The organism is Lysobacter sp. Soil_C_15, assembly GCF_057657315.1.
In genome coordinates this window covers 419,959-437,821 of sequence record NZ_JBDGIR010000002.1, presented here as the reverse complement: position 1 = coordinate 437,821, position 17,863 = coordinate 419,959, and the positions used below count along the sequence as shown (strand labels likewise).

Annotated in this window: 11 protein-coding genes; 6 read left to right on the top strand and 5 right to left on the bottom strand. The window is 70.5% G+C overall.

Going from position 1 to position 17,863, the window contains the following annotated elements; all coding sequences use genetic code 11:
• Positions 1-275: 275 nt before the first annotated feature.
• Positions 276-3,773 (bottom strand): ribonuclease E, encoded by a 3,498-nt coding sequence (rne, locus tag AC3A57_RS05895; protein WP_487578405.1) that lies wholly within the window; start codon positions 3,771-3,773, stop codon positions 276-278.
• Between the two features lie 509 nt (positions 3,774-4,282).
• On the opposite strand from rne, the gene AC3A57_RS05890 reads away from it, so the two are divergent.
• Positions 4,283-5,239: an RluA family pseudouridine synthase gene (locus AC3A57_RS05890; protein WP_487578033.1), complete on the top strand. Its 957-nt coding sequence runs from the start codon at positions 4,283-4,285 to the stop codon at positions 5,237-5,239.
• Positions 5,240-5,354: 115 nt separating this feature from the next.
• On the opposite strand, the gene AC3A57_RS05885 is transcribed toward AC3A57_RS05890, so the two are convergent.
• Both AC3A57_RS05885 and AC3A57_RS05880 read right to left on the bottom strand, forming a co-directional pair.
• Complete coding sequence (locus AC3A57_RS05885; protein ID WP_487578032.1) at positions 5,355-5,771, bottom strand: energy transducer TonB; 417 nt, start codon at positions 5,769-5,771, stop codon at positions 5,355-5,357.
• Positions 5,772-5,776: 5 nt separating this feature from the next.
• Positions 5,777-6,118 (bottom strand): 4a-hydroxytetrahydrobiopterin dehydratase, encoded by a 342-nt coding sequence (locus tag AC3A57_RS05880; protein ID WP_363796854.1) that lies wholly within the window; start codon positions 6,116-6,118, stop codon positions 5,777-5,779.
• A 141-nt stretch (positions 6,119-6,259) separates the two neighbouring features.
• Between AC3A57_RS05880 and AC3A57_RS05875 the strand changes: the two genes are divergently transcribed.
• Positions 6,260-6,856 carry an NfuA family Fe-S biogenesis protein gene (locus tag AC3A57_RS05875; protein ID WP_487578031.1) on the top strand — a complete coding sequence of 199 codons (597 nt, stop codon included), beginning with the start codon at positions 6,260-6,262 and terminating at the stop codon, positions 6,854-6,856.
• A 19-nt stretch (positions 6,857-6,875) separates the two neighbouring features.
• A complete protein-coding gene (locus tag AC3A57_RS05870) occupies positions 6,876-8,609 on the top strand; it encodes a serine/threonine-protein kinase (RefSeq protein WP_487578030.1) in 1,734 nt (577 codons plus the stop codon).
• A gap of 142 nt (positions 8,610-8,751) precedes the next feature.
• On the opposite strand, the gene AC3A57_RS05865 is transcribed toward AC3A57_RS05870, so the two are convergent.
• Positions 8,752-9,201, bottom strand: coding sequence for a c-type cytochrome (locus AC3A57_RS05865; RefSeq protein ID WP_221672433.1), 450 nt, complete (start codon positions 9,199-9,201; stop codon positions 8,752-8,754).
• 8 nt (positions 9,202-9,209) lie between these two features.
• Positions 9,210-9,596 (bottom strand): c-type cytochrome, encoded by a 387-nt coding sequence (locus tag AC3A57_RS05860; protein WP_487578404.1) that lies wholly within the window; start codon positions 9,594-9,596, stop codon positions 9,210-9,212.
• Positions 9,597-9,927: 331 nt separating this feature from the next.
• Between AC3A57_RS05860 and AC3A57_RS05855 the strand changes: the two genes are divergently transcribed.
• The 3 genes from AC3A57_RS05855 to AC3A57_RS05845 all read left to right on the top strand — a co-directional run bounded on the left by AC3A57_RS05855 (position 9,928) and on the right by AC3A57_RS05845 (position 17,787).
• The gene (locus AC3A57_RS05855) at positions 9,928-11,073 is read left to right on the top strand and encodes an efflux RND transporter periplasmic adaptor subunit (RefSeq protein ID WP_487578029.1); all 1,146 of its coding nucleotides are present in this window, start codon (positions 9,928-9,930) and stop codon (positions 11,071-11,073) included.
• 78 nt (positions 11,074-11,151) lie between these two features.
• On the top strand, positions 11,152-14,685 hold the full coding sequence (locus tag AC3A57_RS05850; RefSeq protein ID WP_487578403.1) for an efflux RND transporter permease subunit: 3,534 nt from the start codon (positions 11,152-11,154) through the stop codon (positions 14,683-14,685).
• 12 nt (positions 14,686-14,697) lie between these two features.
• Entirely contained in the window at positions 14,698-17,787 is a 3,090-nt protein-coding gene (locus AC3A57_RS05845) for an efflux RND transporter permease subunit (protein WP_487578028.1), read from the top strand.
• The last annotated feature ends 76 nt before the right edge of the window (positions 17,788-17,863 follow it).

Sequence of the window (17,863 nt, the reverse complement as noted above, 5' to 3'; positions counted from 1 at the left end):
TGTGGGCTTCTTGCTGTTGCTCCACGAAAGCGTTGCCCGTTTCCCTGCGAGATGCCGTTCTGCCGTTTCTTTGCGAGGGCGACGCTTGCCCGCGCCTAGCGCGTGCCTTGCTGTTCCCCCCCTTGAAAAAGGGGCAGGGGGATTTGCTGTTGCCTCTCGGCGCGAGCGGAGGGTGCGACGCAGGCGGGTGTTCGCTTCGAACCACGACTACAAAAAAACCACCGGCCGCTCGCGCGGCCGGTGGTTTCGTCGACGCTGGGAACGAGCGCGGCGGGTTAGGCGCGGCGTTCGTCGCTGTCGTCGCCCTTGCTGTCGGCGGCATCGGCCTCGCCCTCGACCGCCGCGTTGGCGGCGTCGGAGGGGTTCGGGGCCTGCGGCGAGGGCAGGGGGTCGAACAGGCTGCCGGTGCGCGGCGTGGCCGGTTCGATCGCGGCCGGCGCAGCAACAGGCGCCGGCTCGACGACGGTTTCGACCGGCGCCGCCGGGACGGCCGCGGTATCGGCGGCCGGCGCCGGATCGAGCGCGGCTTCGGCCGCGGCGGTTTCGATCGGAGCCGAGGCTTCGACGGCGCTCGGCGCAACGGCCGTCGGCGCTTGGGCCGCAGCGGATTCGGCGGCCGGAGTCGTCGCCGGAGCGGTATCGACCTCGCGCTCGGCCGAGGCCGGACGCTCGGCTTCTACCGCACGCACGGCCGCCGCATGCACGGCCGGCGCTTCGGCCTGGGCCTGGCGCGGGGCCGGGGCCTGGACCGGCTCGATCACCAGCGGTTCGACCGCGGTCGGTGCGACCACTTCGGCTTCGACCACGGTGTCTTGCACCGGCTGCGGTTCGACTACGACCGCTTCGGCCACGTCCGGCTTGGCCGGCGCGCTCGGCGCCGCTTCGAGCGCCGGCTGGACGCGTTCGATCGCGATCGCCGCGTCCTGGGCCGGAGCGGCCGCCGGGGCGGCTTCGGGCTGGCGGGTGATCACCGGCATGGCCGGTTCGAGCACGGGCTCGCGCACCGGTTCGGCGGCCGCCGGCTGCGTGGCCGGAGTCGATGCGGTCGGGGTAGCGGATTCGACTGCCAGACCGGTCACCGCATCGGCTGCGGCTGCAGCGGCGGTCGGCGCGACGATCGAGGACGCGGCCGGGACGACCGCTGCCGCCGGCTTGGCGGCCGGTGCGCCGAGGTCGTCGTCGAAGTCGAATTCCGGCTGCGAGCGGTGCGCCGCGGCCGGAGCCGGCAGCGGCTCGCCGCCGATCTCGTCTTCGTCGTCGAACGCGTTCTCGTCCTGCAGCGCGCCTTCGCCGGCGGCGCCGGCTTCGCCGTTGCCGCGACGACGGCGACGGCCGCCGCGACGGCCGCGACGGCGGCGGCCGCCGCCTTCGCCGGCGGCGTCGGCCGCATCGCCTTCGCGCTTGTCGGCGTCGGCTTCGATCGCGCCGGCCTCGGTCTTGGCGGCGGCGTCATCGACGGCGGGGACCGGCGCAACAGCGACCGGGGCGCCGGCGCCGGCCTGGGCGGCGACGACCGCGGCCGGCACCACCGCAGCGGCGACGGCCTCGGCCGGCGCGTCCTGGCGCGGCGGCTTGGGCGGACGCGGCGCGGCGTTGCGCTCTTCGCCGGATTTGTCGGCTTGGGCCCGTTGCTCGCCCTGGCGGGCTTCGTTGTGGCGCGCTTCGTTCTGCGCCCGGGCTTCGTTCTGCTTGGCCTCGTTCTGCGCCCGCGCCTCGTTCTGCGGCTTGGGCTGCGGCTGGCCTTGGCCGGCCTGCTGCGGCTTGGCCTGGGCCTGCTGCGGCTTGGGCTGCGGCTGGCCCTGTGCCGGCTGCTTCTGCTTCTGGCCCTGCTGCGGTTGCGGGTTCTGCGCCTGCGCCTTGTTGTCGCGGCGCTGTTCGTCGCGACGCTGCTCCTGGCGCGGCTCGTCGCGGCGGCTGCCGTCGCGGCCGTTCTTGCCGTTGCGCTGCTCGCCGCGGCGCTGGCCGTTGCGCTCGTTGCGCTCGTTGCGGCCGCGGTTGTCCTGGCTGCGCGCGCTCGGTTCGGCGGCGGCCGGAGCGGCCGGTTGCGGGGTGCCGCGGAAGATGCGCAGGATGCGCTCGACCAGGCCCACCGAGTGGGTCGGCGCGGCGACCGGCGCGGGCGTCGGAGCCGGCTCGGGCGCGGCGGCGACCGGCGCTTCGCGCGGTTCGCGCAGCGGCGCCGGCTGGGCCGGGCGGACGTTGGTGACCGCCGGCGCGTCCGGAATGTTCAGGTGCGCCTTGGTCAGGGCGTGCAGGGGCAGCTTGCGCTGGGTGCCGCGCTGGTAGCTGGGCTTGCTGGATTCTTCGCCGAGCTCGTTCTCGCGCACCCGGGTGACTTCGTAATGCGGGGTTTCCAGCTGCTCGTCGGCGACGATCACGATCGGCGCGTCGTGGCGCTGCTCGATCTCGAACAGGGCGCGGCGCTTCTCGTTGAGCAGGAAGTTGGCGATCTCGGTCGGCGCCTGCACCAGCACCTGGCCGGTGTTCTCCTTCATCGCGTGCTCTTCGGCGACGCGCAGGATCGACAGCGACAGCGACTCGACGCTGCGCATGCGGCCGTGGCCGTCGCAGCGCGGGCAGACCAGTTGGCTGGACTCGCCGAGCGAGGGGCGCAGGCGCTGGCGGCTCAGCTCGAGCAGGCCGAAGCGCGAGATGCGGCCGATCTGAACGCGGGCGCGGTCCTGCTTGAGGGCGTTCTGCAGGCGGTTCTCGACGTCGCGCTGGTGGCGGTTGGACGACATGTCGATGAAGTCGATCACCACCAGGCCGCCAAGGTCGCGCAGGCGCATCTGGCGGGCGACTTCCTCGGCCGCTTCCAGGTTGGTGTTGAACGCGGTCTCTTCGATGTCGCCGCCCTTGGTGGCGCGGGCCGAGTTGACGTCGATCGCGGTCAGCGCTTCGGTCTGGTCGATGACCAGGGCGCCGCCGGAGGGCAGGCGCACGGTGCGCTCGTAGGCGTTCTCGATCTGCGATTCGATCTGGAAGCGGTTGAACAGCGGGGTGTCGTCGGCGTACTTCTTCAGCTTGCGCAGGTTGTGCGGCATCACCTGCTCGACGAACTCGCGCGCTTCGGCGTACATCTCGTCGGTATCGACCAGAATCTCGCCGATGTCCGGGCGCATGTAGTCGCGCAGGGCGCGGATGATCAGGCGCGACTCCTGGTAGATCAGGAACGGCGCCTGCTTGCTCAGCGCGGCGTCGGTGATCGCCTTCCAGACGCTGACCAGGTAGTCCAGGTCCCACTGCAGCTCTTCGGCGTCGCGGCCGACGCCGGCGGTGCGGATGATCACCCCCATGTCGTCGGGGATGTTGAGCTTGTCCATCGCCTCCTTGAGCGCGGCGCGATCGTCGCCCTCGATCCGGCGCGAGACGCCGCCGGCGGTGGGCGAGTTCGGCATCAGCACCATGTAGCGGCCGGCCAGGGAGATGAAGCTGGTCAGGGCGGCGCCCTTGTTGCCGCGCTCCTCCTTGTCGACCTGGACCACGATCTCCTGGCCTTCGCGCAGCAGTTCGCGCAGGCCGGCCTTGTTGTGGTCGACCCCGGGCTGGAAGTAGTCGCGGGAGATTTCCTTGAGCGGCAGGAAGCCGTGGCGGTCGGCGCCGTAATCGACGAAGGCGGCTTCCAGCGAGGGCTCGAGCCGGGTGATGCGGCCCTTGTAGATGTTGGACTTCTTCTGTTCCTTGGACGGCTGTTCGATGTCGATGTCGTACAGGTTCTGGCCGTCGACGATGGCGACGCGCAGTTCTTCCGCCTGCGTCGCGTTGATCAGCATGCGCTTCATTGTTGCGTTCCTCGCGCGCTCTACCGCGCGGAACGCCATGGCGTTTCGCTATCTGGGAACTGAGTCCGCTCCGTCGCGCGCGCCGGCCGCAGGTCTGCGGGCCGCCCGCCGCGCCGGCGAGGCCTCCACTACCAGCGCTACATCACCACGGCACGCCGCGGGAGCGCTTGTTACCTTTCCAGTTCTTTCGGGCCGGCGACGCGAACGTCGCTCGGGGCGGGGCGGCGGCAGCTTCGAGCCGGCTCTTCTGGAGCGCAGGCTCTGGCGCCGCACGGGTGTTCATCTCGATGCTTTGACCCATCGGGCGATGGCCGGTTCCGCCGCTCCGTCGCTGCTAACATGGCTGCCCCGTGGGCAGTGGTTAGACGCGGATCGGAATCGCGGGAGGGGCTTTCGGCCCCGTACCGGTAGGCACGCTTGTCAGGCGCGAAGACCGGTACAACTCCCAGCGAAATCAAAACCTTATCTCGCGTCGCGAGTGTAACAGATAACGCTTCGGGATGACCCAATCAGCAAACCCCGGCTCCAGCGGCGCGCGCACCGTGCGCGTGCCCGACGACCGCGACGGCCAGCGGCTCGACAATTTCCTCCTCGGCCAGCTCAAAGGCGCGCCCAGGTCCTTGATCTATAAGCTGGTCCGCTCCGGCCAGGTGCGGGTGAACGGCGGCCGCGCCAAGGCCGAGTGCAAGCTCGAGGCCGGCGACGAGGTGCGCATCCCGCCGGTCCGTCTCAGCGAGGCCGGCGACAAACCGACCCCGCCCAAGGGCTTCATGGACGCCCTGGACGCGGCGATCGTGTTCGAGGACGCCCGCCTGCTGGCCCTGAACAAGCCTTCCGGGGTCGCCAGCCACGGCGGCAGCGGGATCAGCTTCGGCGCGATCGAGACCTTGCGCGCGCTGCGCCCCGGCCAGACCCTGGAGCTGGTCCACCGCCTGGACCGCGACACCTCCGGGCTGTTGATCGTGGCCAAGAAGCGCTCGGCCCTGACCGAGCTGCAGGCGCTGATGCGCGAGGAGGGCGGTATCGCCAAACGCTACCTGGCCCTGCTGACCGGGCGCATGCCCGACGGGGTCATGAGCGTCGACGCGCCGCTGCACATCGGCCTGCGCCAGGGCGGCGAGCGCCATGTCCAGGTGCACCGCGACGGCAAGCCCTCGCTGAGTCATTTCAAGGTGCTCGAACGCCGCGGCGGACAGTCCTACTGCGAGGTCCGGATCGAAACCGGCCGCACCCACCAGATCCGGGTCCATTCCCAGCACATCGGCCACCCGGTGGCCGGCGACGACAAGTACGGCGAGGCCGAGGCCAACAAGCGGCTGCGCGACCAGGCCGGGCTGCGCCGGCTGTTCCTGCACGCCTCGACCCTGGAGTTCGCCCTCGACGGCGGACGCGAGCCTTATCTGCTCAACGCGCCGTTGGCGCCGGAGTTGATCGAGGTGCTGGACCGGTTGGGCTAAGCGCGGGCCGGGCAGGGCGGGCATGCACCTCGCCGCGGCGTTGCGCGCGCCGCGGCCTGCCTGGCCTTCGACCGGCCAGGCGTTCGAACCGATCCGCCTTCCAGGCGCCGCCGGATCAGCCGGCGGCCGGCCCCGCGCCGCAGTGCGGCGGCCGTTCGCTCGGAGCGTGGAAGGTCACCGGCACCTGGATGTCGGTGGAGACCGGCTTGCCGTTGCGGGTCGCAGCCTCGAAGCGCCAGCGCTGCACGCCGTCGACCGCGGCCTGGTCGAGCGCGGCGACCTTGCTGCCTTCGAGCACGTTGACCTTGGTCGGCTTGCCCTCCGGACCGACGGTCAGCTGCAGCACCACCTTGCCGCCGATCTGGTCGCAGCCGATGGTCTGCGGATACTCCGGCGGCGGCGTGTCGACCGCGCGCAGCGGGGTCGAGGGAATGATCGGCGCCTCGGGCGCGCGCTGGCAGCCGGCGGCCAGCGTCGCGGCCAGGACGGCGGCGAAGGCCGGGGCGAGGGACAGCGGACGGTGCAGGGTCATGGCAGTCAACCAGTCAGGGCTTCGGCCTTGGCGGCGCAGATGAAGTCGTTCTCGCTCAGTCCGCCGACGTCGTGGGTCGAGTAGCGCACCACGCAGCGATCGTAATGCACGCCGAGGTCGGGGTGGTGGTCCTCGCGGTGGGCCATGAACGCCAGGGCGTTCACGAAGGCCATGGTGCGATAGTAGTCGTCGAAGCGGAAAGTCTTGGTGAGGGCATGGCCGTCTTCGGCCAGCTCCCAGCCCGGCACTTGCGGCAGCAACTCGCGCACCCGCGCCTCGCTGAGCCGGTGCTCGCTGCCGCGGCGGGCGATGCAATGGGCCTGGGACAGGGGGATGAGGTCGTTCATGGCGGACTCCTGGCGGCCCGGCGCGGCGGCCGGGGCGATGCGTCGGCACCGCGACCGGTTCCGCTGAACGGAATCGTATCGACGGCGGTCGTAGGATAGGCGCGCGACTTCCGGTCGCGTCGACCCCGCTAGAATAGCCCGATGATCAATATTTCCGAATCCGCCCAGGCGCACTTCCGCAAGCTGATCGAACGCGAGGCCCTGCCGGGGCTGGGCGTGCGCCTGTCGGCGATGCACCCGGGCACGCCGCGCGCCGACGTGCGGTTGGAGTTCGCCGAGCCGGCGGACCTGCACGGCGACGAGTGGGCGATCGACTGCGAAGGCTTCACCCTTTGGCTGCAGGCCGACAGCGTGCGCTACCTCGACGGCGCCGAGATCGACTACGAAACCCGCGCCACCGGCGGCCAGCTGCAGATCCGCGCGCCCAAGATCAAGGGCGAGGCGCCGGCCGACTCGGCCTCGCTGGTCGAGCGCGTGCACTGGGTGGTCGAGCACGAGATCAATCCGCAGCTGGCTCAGCACCGCGGCAACGTCGCGGTGCAGGAAGTGACCGCGCAGGGCGTGGTCGTGCTGCGTTTCGGCGGCGGCTGCCACGGCTGCGGCATGGCCGACGTGACCCTCAAGCAGGGCATCGAGACCACGCTGATGAGCAAGGTGCCGGGCGTGACCGCGGTGCGCGACGCCACCGACCACGACAGCGGCGACGCGCCTTACATCCGCCGAGACAGCGCGGCCTGAGCGCGGCGCGGCGCAGCCCATGCCCACCGCCGCCTCGCTCATCGAAGCCCTGCAACGCCGGTTGCGGCTGTCGGCGCGCCGCGATTCGCAGGCGCCCGGCGAGCTGCCGGCCGGCTGGCAGCAGTGGCTGGATGCGATGCCCGCGCGCGCCGATGCGGTGACCGGCGCCACTCCCGATGCGGTGCTGGCGGTACTGGCGCAGCGTCCCTTGGCGCAGCCGCCGACGCGCGCCGCCGCGCTCAACCGCTGGCAGGCGTTCGCGACCCTGTGGCGGCAGGAATGGCATCCGCCGGCGCGCGAGGAACGCGGCCTGCGCTGGTTCGCCGGTTCGGCTTCGCTGCTGTGGCATCTGATCTTCGGCGGCCTGCTGATCTGGCTGATGTACCTGCAGTACTTCGCCGCCCGCCCGCCGGCGCGGGGCGAGGACGTGACCCTGATCGAGCTGGTCGGCGACGGCACGCCGGAACGGCCCGGCGGCGGCCAGCAGCAGCCCAGCGAACGACCCGCCGAGCCCGCGCCGGCGCAGACCCAGGCGCCCAGCCAGGCCGTCGCGGCCGAGCCGGCGCCGCCGCAGCAGGACCTGGCGCCGCCGGACTTGCCGACGCCGCCGGCGCCGGAGCTGCAGGCGGCGGTCCCCGAGGTGCCGCAACGCGACGTGCCCGAGCCGCAATTGCCGCCGCCCGCCGCGGAGCAACCGGTGATGGTCAGCAAGGCCTTGCCCGACGCGCCGCAGGAATTCGTCCTGCCGCCGACCCGGCGCCGGGTCGACGACAGCATTCGCGTGCCGCAGCTGGAAGCCGCCACCCGGCCGGTGCCGTCGCAGGACGTGCCCGCGCCGGTGCAACCGATCGCGCGCGAGCTGCCGCAGCGCGATATCGCCGCGCCCAGCTTGAGCGCGCGGCCGCGCGAGGTCGCGGTGCGCGAGGTGCCGGCGCCGACGCCCGCGCCGGCCTTGCCGAACGTGAACCTGCCGACCCGTCCGATCAGCGCGCCGCAACTGCGCAGCGCCGCGCCGTCGGTGCGGGTGGCGGAGATTCCGACGCCCAGCCCGCCGGCCTCGGTCGCGGCGCCGGCCGCGCGCGCGCCGGCGGCCACCGCCTCAGCGCCGACCGCGGCGCCGGCGTTTCCGGCCTCCGCCGCGGACGCGGCGGCGGCGGTGGATGCCGCCGCGAGCGCGCCGAACGCCGCCGCGCGCCCGCCGGCCGCGACCGCGGGCGCCGGCCCCAAGCCGACGCCGGCCCCGGGCACCTGGTCCTCGCCCAAGCGCGGCGACGACTGGGGCGAGGCGGCGCGCAACCGTCCCGGCGGCCAGCCGGGCCAGCCCGGACAGGCGCCCGGCCTGTACGGCAGCGACGGCCGCGTGCGCCTGGCCGATACCCCGGGCTCGGCTTCGCCGGGCCAGCCGCCGGGGACGATCACTCAGGAGATCAAGGACCTCGACCGCGCCGGCACCTGGCTGCGGCGCAAGCCCAACGATTACGAGCCGACCACGTTCGACAAGTACTGGCGCCCCAACGAGACCCTGCTCGCCGAATGGGTGCGGCGCAGCGTGCAGACGGTGATGATTCCGATCCCGGGCACCGGCAAGCGCATCCAGTGCTCGGTGGTGCTGTTGATGGCCGGCGGCGGCTGCGGCATCAACGACCCCAACCTCAACGATCAACCGGCGCAGGCGCGGCCGCCGCCGGACGTGCCGTTCAAGCCGCACCTGCAGGAAGACAACGGCAGCGTGCGGCCGCCGCCGGGCGGTTGAGCGCCGCCGCGGCCGCCGGCCCGGCGTCGGCCGCGCGGCAGCCAGGGCCGGCGCAAGGCGCGGTCCGAAAGAAAACCGCGCAAAACAAAACGGCCCGCGCGAGCGGGCCGTTTGTCGTGTGCCGCTCGAACCCGGCGCCGGCTCAGTGGATGCCGTGCAGGTCGCGCAGTTGGCCCTTGTCGCGCGAACCGAAGTAGGCGGCAAGGTCGGCGATCTGTTGATCGTTGAGGGTCTTGGCCTGGTTCGACATCAGCGCGTGCTCGCGGTCGCCGTCGCGGTACATCTGCAACGAGTGGGCGATGTAGTCGTGGTACTGGCCGGCCAGCTTGGGGTAGGTCGGGTCGATCGGCGCATTGCCTTCGGCGCCGTGGCAGTCGACGCAGGACTGGCCGGTGGCCGCGCCCTTGACGCTGGCCAGCTTTTCGCCCTCGGCGATGCGACCGGCCGGCAGGCCCGACGAGGACGAGGTGTGGCCGGCGTTGCGGTCGGCCGAGGAGTGGCCGGCCGGCGCGTCGGCATTGGAGCAGGCGGCGAGGGCCAGCGACAGGGCAGCCAGAGCGAAGCCGCGCTTGATCGAACGGATCTGGGTCATGGGGCGGCTCACTTGGCGCTGGAGAGGAAGGCGGCGATGTCGGCGATGTCCTGGTCCGAGAAGCTCTGGGCCTGGGCCTGCATGGTCGGGTGCTTGCGCGTGCCTTTCTTGTACTCGGTCAGCGCGTTGACCAGGTACTCCTGCGACTGCCCGACGATCTTGGGCACGTGATAGTTGGGGTAAGCGTTCTTGTAGCCGGTGACCCCATGGCAACCCTGGCAGGTGTAGGTCAGCTGGCGACCGGTTTCGGCGTTGCCTTTCGCCGGCGACTTGGCCGGGGCGGCAGCGGCGGGGGCGGCCGTGGCGGGCGCGGCCGGCGCCTTGGCGGGTTCCTGCGCGTACGCCGTAGCGGCGGCCAGGGTCAGAGCGAAACAGGCGATCGTCAGCGGTCGCATCATGTCGTAGTCCGCAATCTCGAATGGCTAGCGAAAGGTGGTGGCTGGCTCTACGCGGCCTGAGACCGCGCACAAGTGGGCGAGTATAGCCGGCGACGCGACTGCAACGAAGTCGTCGTTCGACGCATCCATGCTTCGGGGCCGGAATGACGGCGGCCGCGGCCGCTCGCGCTTACCGTGCCTCAGAATAAATGCATGGCTCCAGTCACCATGACCTTCGGCGGATGGTGGCTTTCCGGGCCGGTGATATACCTATATACAACACCGGCATACAGCCGGTCCGCCGAGTCCATTGGCAGCTGTGATTACTAGAATCCTGGGGTCGTTTCGCATGCGTCATCTCTCCAATAACCGCCGCGGCGGTGCTTCGGCGCGCAGTACGCTGGCCTTCGCCGCCCTGGCCCTGGCCTGCACCCTCGGGCTGGCGGCCTGCAAGGGCGGCCCCGGCGCCGCCGAGGCTCAGGGCAAGGAAGCCAAGGACAAGGCATCCGAAGCGGTCCCGGTCGAAGTCGCCCAGGCGACCCGGCGGGCGATCGCGGCCAGCTATACCGGCACCGCGCCGCTGGAAGCGCGCGCCGAGTCGCAGGTGGTCGCCAAGACCTCCGGCGTGGCTCTGGCGGTGATGGTCGAAGAAGGCCAGCAGGTCCAGGCCGGCCAAGTGCTGGTCCGGCTGGACTCGGCCCGCGCCGAGCTGCAGGCGGCCCAGACCAACGCCACCCTGCGCAAGCTCGAGGCCAACTACGCCCGCTCCAAGCAACTGGCCGAACAGCGCCTGCTCAGCGCCAACGACATCGACCAGCTGCGCTACGACACGGAAAACGCGCGCGCCGCCAACCGGATGGCCAACCTGGAACTGTCCTACGCCAACGTCCAGGCGCCGATCTCCGGCATCGTCGCGTCGCGTTCGATCAAGACCGGCAACTTCGTCCAGATCAACTCGCCGATCATCCGCATCGTCGACACCTCGCGCCTGGAGGCTACGCTCAACGTGCCCGAGCGCGAGCTGGCCACGCTCAAGGCCGGCCTGCCGGTGCAGATGACGGTCGACGCCATGCCCGGCAAGGCCTTCGCCGGCACCGTCGACCGGGTCGCGCCGGTGGTCGACTCCGGCAGCGGCACGTTCCGGGTGATCTGCAGTTTCGAGGGCGGCGGCGCGCTGCAGCCGGGCATGTTCGGCCGCCTGCGCATCGACTACGACAACCGCGCCGACGCGCTGGTGGTGCCGCGCGCGGCGCTGCTCGACGACGAAGGCGATCCGGCGGTGTTCGTGGTCCGCGGCAAGAAGGTCGCGCGGGTGCCGATCAAGCTGGGCTACCTCGACGGCGCCTGGGCCGAGGTCCGCGACGGGGTCAAGCTGGGCGACCAGGTCGTGGTCGCCGGCAAGACCGCGCTGCGCGAAGGCACCGAGGTGCAGCTGATCGGCCAGAAACCGCCGCGTGAAGTCGCCGCGGCGAAGCCGGCCACGCAGAAGCAATAAGCGCGCTCCACGCGCGCCATCGCCGACGCCGCGGCCGCCGCGGCGTCGGCCGCTGACAACACTAAGAGAACGTGGGGACTGACTGTGGCTCAGCCTTCGGACACGACGTCCTTCAACCTCGTGGAATTCTCCACGCGCCGCCGGGTCACGGTGGCGATGGTGACCATCACCTTCCTGCTGTTCGGCGTGATCGCCCTCAACAGCCTCAAGGTCAACCTGCTGCCCGACCTCAGCTACCCGACGCTGACGGTGCGCACCGAGTACACCGGCGCGGCGCCGACCGAAATCGAAACCCTGGTCACCGAGCCGCTGGAAGAAGCGCTGGGCGTGGTCAAGGGCCTGCGCAAGCTGAAGTCGGTCTCGCGCACCGGCCAGAGCGACGTGGTGCTCGAGTTCGCCTGGGGCACCGACATGGACCAGGCCAGCCTTGAAGTGCGCGACAAGATGGAAGTCGTGCAGCTGCCGCTGGAAGTGAAGAAGCCGGTGCTGCTGCGCTTCAACCCTTCGACCGAGCCGATCCTGCGCATCGCCCTGTCCAACAAGGGCGCGGCCGCCGACGACACCGACGCGATCCGACGCCTGACCGAGCTGCGCCGCTACGCCGACGACGACCTGAAGAAGAAGCTCGAACCGGTCGACGGCGTCGCCGCGGTCAAGGTCGGCGGCGGCCTGGAGGACGAGATCCAGGTCGACATCGACCAGCAGAAGATCGCCCAGCTCAACCTGCCGATCGACAACATCATCCAGCGCCTGCAGCAGGAGAACATCAACATCTCCGGCGGCAGCCTGCAGGAGGGCAGCCAGCGCTACCTGGTGCGCACGGTCAACCAGTTCGCGACCGTGCCGGAAATCCGCGAGATGCTGGTCACCACCCAGCAGGCCGGCGGCAACGCCGCCGCCGACGCGGCCGCCGAGATGGCCCGGGTCGCCGCCGCTTCCGGCTCGGCCGACGCGATGGCCGCCGCGGCCTCGGTGCAGAGCGCCAACGACGGCTCGCAGAGCACCCCGGCCGGCGGCAAGCCGGTGCGGCTGAAGGACATCGCCGAGGTCCGCCAGGGCTACAAGGAACGCGAGGCGATCATCCGCCTGGCCGGCAAGGAAGCGGTCGAACTGGCGATCTACAAGGAAGGCGACGCCAACACCGTCGCCACCGCCGACGCCATTCAGGCGCGGCTGGAGGCGATCAAGTCGCAGATCCCGGCCGACGTCGAGCTGACCACCATCGACGACCAGTCGCAGTTCATCCGCCATGCCATCGCCGACGTCAAGAAGGACGCGGTGATCGGCGGCCTGCTGGCGATCCTGATCATCTTCCTGTTCCTGCGCGACGGCTGGAGCACGTTCGTGATCAGCCTGTCGCTGCCGGTCTCGATCGTCACCACCTTCTTCTTCATGGGCCAGCTCGACCTGAGCCTCAACGTGATGTCGCTGGGCGGCCTGGCGTTGGCCACCGGCCTGGTGGTGGACGACTCGATCGTGGTGCTGGAGTCGATCGCCAAGGCGCGCGAACGCGGCCTGGGCATCCTCGAGGCGGCGATCCAGGGCACCCGCGAAGTCAGCATGGCGGTGATGGCCTCGACCCTGACCACGGTGGCGGTGTTCCTGCCGCTGGTGTTCGTCGAAGGCATCGCCGGCCAGCTGTTCCGCGACCAGGCCCTGACCGTGGCGCTGGCGATCGCGATCTCGCTGGTCGTGTCGATGACCCTGATCCCGATGCTCAGCGCGCTCAAGGGCCGGCCGCCGATGGCGTTCCCGGACGAGGAAGGCCACCCGCGCTGGCAGCCGACCTCGCGCCTGCAGAAGCCGCTAGCCGCGGTCGGCCACGGCGCCGGCACCGGCGTGCGCGGCGCGGTGTTCGGCCTGAGCTGGCTGCTGGTGAAGTTTTGGCGCGGCCTGGCCGCGGTGGTCGGTCCGGTGATGCGCAAGGCCAGCGACCTGGCGATGGCGCCCTACGGCCGCGCCGAGAGCGCCTACCTGAAGCTGCTGCCGGCGGCGATGCGCCGGCCGGCCCTGGTGCTGGTCCTGGCCGGCGCGGCCTTCGTCGCGACCATGGCCACGGTGCCGCTGCTCGGCGCCGACCTGATCCCGCAGCTGGCCCAGGACCGCTTCGAGATGACGGTCAAGCTGCCGCCGGGCACGCCGCTGCGCGAGACCGACAAGCTGGTGCGCGAGCTGCAGCTCAAGCACGACAAGGACCCCGGCATCCGCGCGCTGTTCGGCGTCAGCGGCAGCGGCACGCGCCTGGACGCCAACCCCACCGAGAGCGGCGAGAACATCGGCAAGCTCACCGTGGTGATGGCCGACGGCGGCAGCAAGGAAGTCGAGGCGGCCGAAACCGAGCGCCTGCGCGAGACCATGGCCGCCCATCCGGCGGCCCAGGTCGGTTTCGCCCGGCCGCAGTTGTTCAGCTTCTCCACGCCGTTGGAAATCGAGTTGCGCGGCCAGGACTTGGAGACCATCCAGCGCGCCGGCCAGCGCATGGCCGCGATGCTGCGCGCCAACCCGCACTACGCCGACGTCAAGTCGACGGTGGAGCAGGGCTTCCCCGAGATTCAGATCCGCTTCGACCAGGACCGCGCCGGCGCGCTCGGCCTGACCACGCGCCAGATCGCCGATGCGGTGGTCAAGAAGGTGCGCGGCGAAGTCGCCACCCGCTACAGCTTCCGCGACCGCAAGATCGACGTGCTGGTGCGGGCGCGCGAGTCCGACCGGGCCTCGCTGGAAAGCATCCGCCGCCTGATCGTCAATCCGGGCAGCAGCCGGCCGGTGACCCTGAACTCGGTCGCCGAGGTGGTCTCGACCACCGGCCCGAGCGAGATCCACCGCGCCGACCAGGTGCGGGTGGCGATCGTCTCGGCCAACCTGCGCGACATCGACCTGGGCGGCGCGATCGAGGAGGTCCGGCAGATGGTCGCCGAGCAACCGCTCGGCCCGGAGATCGGCATGCACATCGGCGGCCAGGGCGAGGAACTGCAGCAGTCGATCAACTCGCTGCTGTTCGCCTTCGGCCTGGCGATCTTCCTGGTCTATCTGGTGATGGCCTCGCAGTTCGAGTCGCTGCTGCACCCGTTCGTGATCCTGTTCACCATCCCGCTGGCCCTGGTCGGCGCGGTGCTGGCGCTGGTCCTGACCCGCTCGCCGGTGTCGGTGGTGGTGTTCATCGGCCTGATCCTGCTGGTCGGCCTGGTGGTGAAGAACGCGATCATCCTGATCGACAAGGTCAACCAGCTGCGCGAGGAAGGCGTGGCCAAGCGCGAGGCGCTGATCGAGGGCGCGCGTTCGCGCCTGCGCCCGATCGTGATGACCACCACCTGCACCCTGTTCGGCTTCCTGCCGCTGGCGATCGCCACCGGCGAGGGCGCCGAGGTGCGCGCGCCGATGGCGATCACGGTGATCGGCGGCTTGCTGGTGTCGACCCTGCTGACCCTGGTGGTGATCCCGGTGGTGTACGACCTGCTCGACCGCCGCTCCGACGAGCATTACCGCGAACGCGCCCGCCGCGCGCGCCGCGACGCCAACGCGGTGGCCGAGCACATCCACGAAGAGCAGGAACCGCTGACCGACGCGGACCTGCACCACCCGCCGCACGGCCACCAGCCGGGCCAGGCCTGAGGAGCGTCCAGGATGAGCGTTGCTGAGTTCAGCATCCGGCGCCCGGTCACGATCATCATGGCCTTCGTGTCGATGTTCGTGATCGGCCTGATCGCAGCGGTGCGCTTGCCGCTGGAGGCCTTTCCGTCGATCTCGTTCCCGTTCCTGGTGGTGCAGATGCCGTACGCCGGCTCGACCCCGGAAGAAGTCGAGCGCACCCTGCTGCGGCCGACCGAAGACGCGCTGTCGACCATGACCGGGATCAAGCGCATGCAGGGCGAGGCGCGCGCGGACAACGCCAGCGTGGTGATCGAATTCGCCGACTGGGACCGCGACGTCGCCATCGCAGCCTCGGAGGCGCGCGAGCGCATCGATGCGATCCGCAGCGACCTGCCGGACGACCTGCAGCGCTACTTCGTGCTCAAGTTCTCCACCACCGACCAGCCGTTCCTGCGCGTCCGGCTGGCCAGCGACCACGACCTGTCCGGTTCCTACGAGCTGATCGACCGCGAATTCAAGCGCCGCATCGAGCGCCTGCCGGGCGTGGCCAAGGTCGAGATTTCCGGGGTGTCGCCGAACGAGGTCGAGATCGCGATCGCGCCCGACCGCTTGACCGCGCACAACATCAGCCTCAACGAGCTGACCACGCGCCTGCAGACGGTCAATTTCTCGGTGTCGGCCGGCGAAATCGAGGACGGCGGCCGGCGCCTGCGGGTGCAGCCGATCGGCGAGATCACCGACCTGCAGCAGCTGCGCGACCTGGTCATCGGCACCAACGGCACCCGCCTGGGCGACATCGCCGAGGTCCGCTACAAGCCCAAGCGCATGGCCTACGGCCGGCGCCTGGACGGCCGTCCGGCGGTGGGCCTGGACATCTTCAAGGACCGCAACGCCAATCTGGTCGAGGTCTCGCGCCTGGCCCTGGCCGAGGTCGAGAAGGTCAAGTCCGAGTCGGCGCTGCGCGGGGTCCAGTTCAAGATCATCTCCAACGAGGGCGAGGAGGTGACCAGCTCGCTGCTGGAGCTGGCCGAGGCCGGCGCGGTCGGCCTGGTGCTGTCGATGGCGGTGCTGTTCTTCTTCCTGCGCCATTGGCCGTCGACGCTGATGGTGACCCTGGCGATCCCGATCTGCTTCGTGATCACCCTGGGCTTCATGTACTTCGTCGGCGTGACCCTCAACATCCTGACCATGATGGGCCTGCTGCTGGCGGTCGGCATGCTGGTCGACAACGCCGTGGTGGTGGTCGAGAGCATCTACCAGGAACGCGAGAAGATGCCGGACCAGCCGCGGCTGGCCTCGGTGATCGGCACCCGCCACGTCGCCATCGCCCTGTCGGCGGGCACCCTGTGCCACTGCATCGTGTTCGTGCCGAACCTGTTCGGCGAGACCAACCAGATCAAGATCTTCATGTCGCAGCTGGCGATCACGATCTCGGTCTCGCTGCTGGCCTCGTGGCTGGTCGCGGTCAGCCTGATCCCGATGATCTCGGCGCGGCTGAAGACCCCGCCGACGATCAACCGCAGCACCGGCCTGATCCCCTACCTGCAGCGCAACTACGCCGCGCTGCTGCGCTGGACCCTGGAGCACCGCGGCTGGAGCGTGCTCGGCATCGTCCTGATCATCGCCGTCAGCATCCTGCCGATGACCCAAACCAAGTTCGACATGTTCGGCGGCGAAGGCGGCGACAGCGCCAACATCTACTACCAGTGGAAGGGCAGCTACACCAAGGAACAGATGTCGGACGAGGTCAAGCGGGTCGAGGACTACCTCGACGCCAACCGCAAGAAGTTCCACATCACCCAGGTGTACTCGTATTACAGCGAGGACGGCGACGCCAGCACGGTCGTCACCTTCGACAAGGAGCTGGTCAAGAAGACCAAGCCGATCACCGACCAGATCAGCAAGGGCCTGCCGAAGTCGGCGCGCGCCGGCATCGGCGTCGGCTTCGACGACGACCAGGGCCAGCAGAACCAGGTCCAGGTGCAGCTGGTCGGCGATTCCAGCGCCATGCTCGAGCAGCTCGGCCAGGACATCGTGCCGATCCTGGCCCGCAGCCCGCGCTTCCGCGACGTGCGCATCGACGCCGGCGACCGCAACAACGAACTGCGCATCCGGGTCGACCGGGAACGCGCCGCCGCGTTCGGCTTCAGCGCCGACGAGGTGTCCAAGTTCGTCGGCCTGGCCTTGCGCGGCGCGACCCTGCGCGAGTTCCGCCGCGGCGACACCGAGGTCCAGGTGTGGGCGCGCTTCGCCGGCGCCGACCAGTTCAACACCGCCGAGATCGCCTCCTTCACCGTGCGTGCGCCGGACGGCCGCACCGTGCCGCTGCTGAGCATGGTCCAGGTCGAGGTGCGCCCGTCGGCGACCCAGATCAACCGGGTCAACCGCCAGACCACCCTGACCATCAAGTCCAACCTCGGCGACAAGGTCACCGTGCCGGAGGCGCGCAAGGAGATGGAGGCGATCCTCAAGCGGATCGCGTTCCCGCCGGGCTACAGCTATTCCTTCGACGGCAGCGCGTTCCAGCGCGACGACGAGGCCAACCAGCAAATGCTGTTCAACCTGCTGATCGCCCTGATCATGATCTACGTGGTGATGGCGGCGGTGTTCGAGTCGCTGCTGTTCCCCTCGGCGATCATGAGCGGCGTGCTGTTCTCGGTGTTCGGCGTGTTCTGGCTGTTCTGGATCACCGGCACCACCTTCGGGATCATGTCCTTCATCGGCGTGCTGGTGCTGATGGGCGTGGTGGTCAACAACGGCATCGTCATGATCGAGCACATCAACAACCTGCGCCGGCGCGGCCTGTCGCGTACCGAAGCGCTGGTCGAAGGCAGCCGCGAGCGGCTGCGCCCGATCCTGATGACCATGGGCACGGCGATCCTGGCGATGGTGCCGATCGCGCTGTCGACCAAGACCAGCGGCGACATGCCGCCGTACTACCCGATGGCGCGCGCGATCGCCGGCGGCCTGGCGTTCTCGACCGTGGTCAGCCTGCTGTTCCTGCCGACCATCTACGCCATCCTCGACGACCTGCGCGGCGGCACCGCCAAGCTGGTGCGGCGCGCGCGCGGCCTGCCGGCGCACGACGCGGGCGCGGCGGAACCGGCGGCGCAGCACGCCTGAGCGCGCGCTGACGCCGCCGCGGCCGGCCGGTCCGTGCCCTGGCGCACGTTCCGGTTCCGGCGCGGATCACGCGTCC